At 70.9% G+C, this 1,147-nt stretch carries 2 protein-coding genes; one reads left to right on the forward strand and one right to left on the reverse strand.

Annotated elements, in window-relative coordinates; all coding sequences use genetic code 11:
• A partial coding sequence (locus BMY19_RS30360; protein WP_170863092.1) for an NmrA family NAD(P)-binding protein occupies positions 1-159 on the reverse strand: 159 nt, incomplete at its 3' end.
• Between the two features lie 91 nt (positions 160-250).
• Here BMY19_RS30360 and BMY19_RS30365 point away from each other — a divergent pair.
• Entirely contained in the window at positions 251-1,141 is an 891-nt protein-coding gene (locus BMY19_RS30365) for a LysR family transcriptional regulator (protein ID WP_100253900.1), read from the forward strand.
• Positions 1,142-1,147 lie beyond the last annotated feature (6 nt).

The raw sequence follows: 1,147 nt of genomic DNA on the forward strand, positions 1-1,147 counted from the left end.
ACCGGCCCGCCAATCCGGCACGACCGGCGCGTCCCATGTGGTCGCCGCCCGTTTCGGATCACGCACCAAGGCTGTGACCTGCCAACCACGCGCCAACATCAACCGGACCACCGCCCCGCCGATACCGCCTGTCGCCCCCAGTACCAGAGCCTGCTTCATCGTCCTGTCCCTCAGTTCGTCGCCGTAGTGATGCGCCGAACACGCGCCCTAGGAAATTGACGAGCTTCGATGGGCCGCCTATCGAAATTCAATGAGCGATGCGGACTTCGCCTGGGACGACCAGCGGGCCTTCCTGACGGTGCTCGACACCGGCAGCCTGTCGGCGGCGGCGCGGGCCCTCGGCCTCACCCAGCCAACCGTCCGCCACCGGGTCGAGGCACTGGAGCGCGCCATCGGGCAGCCGCTCTTCGTCCGCGGCGTGAACGGGCTGGCGCCGACGCCCGAGGCGCTCGGCCTAGCCGGGCACGTACGGCGCATGGCCCACGCGTCCGAGGCCTTCCGGCGCGAGGCCGAGGGCTCTGCATCTGAGGTCGCCGGCCCTGTCCGCCTCAGCGTCTCGGACTTCGTCGGCATCGAAGTGGTGCCGCCGATGCTGTCGGCCCTTCGGGAACTCCACCCGCGACTCGCGGTCGAACTGCTGCTCACCAACGCCAACACCGACCTCCCCGGGCAGGAGGCGGACGTGGCGGTACGCATGGCGCGGCCGAACCAGGGCTCGCTCGTGGCGCGCCACGTCGGCAGCATCCCGCTCGGGTTCTTCGCGTCGCCGGCCTACCTCGACCGGAACGGCTTTCCCGAGACCGTCGCGGACCTCACCCGGCACTCCATGGTCGGGCCCGACCGCATGCCGGCCTACGTCGCGATCCTGGACGCCCTGAGCCGGGAGGCGGGCGGTCCGCTGCCCATCGCCCTGCGCAGCGACAGCCATCCCGCGCAACTCGCCGCCGTGAGGGCCGGCCTCGGCATTGGCGTGGTGCAGGTGCCGGTCGGCGAGCGGGATCTCGTGCGCGTGCTTCCCGACCGCATCGTGTTCGGCCTGGACACGTGGATCGTGGCGCACGAGGACGTGCGGCGCAGCGCCCGCATCGACGCCCTGTTCAACCACCTCGTCGAGTCCTTCCAGGCCTACTGCTCCCGGTAGGCTAAC

Origin of the sequence: Methylobacterium sp. UNC300MFChir4.1 (assembly GCF_900110155.1) — a bacterium.
Classification (GTDB): Bacteria; Pseudomonadota; Alphaproteobacteria; order Rhizobiales; family Beijerinckiaceae; genus Methylobacterium.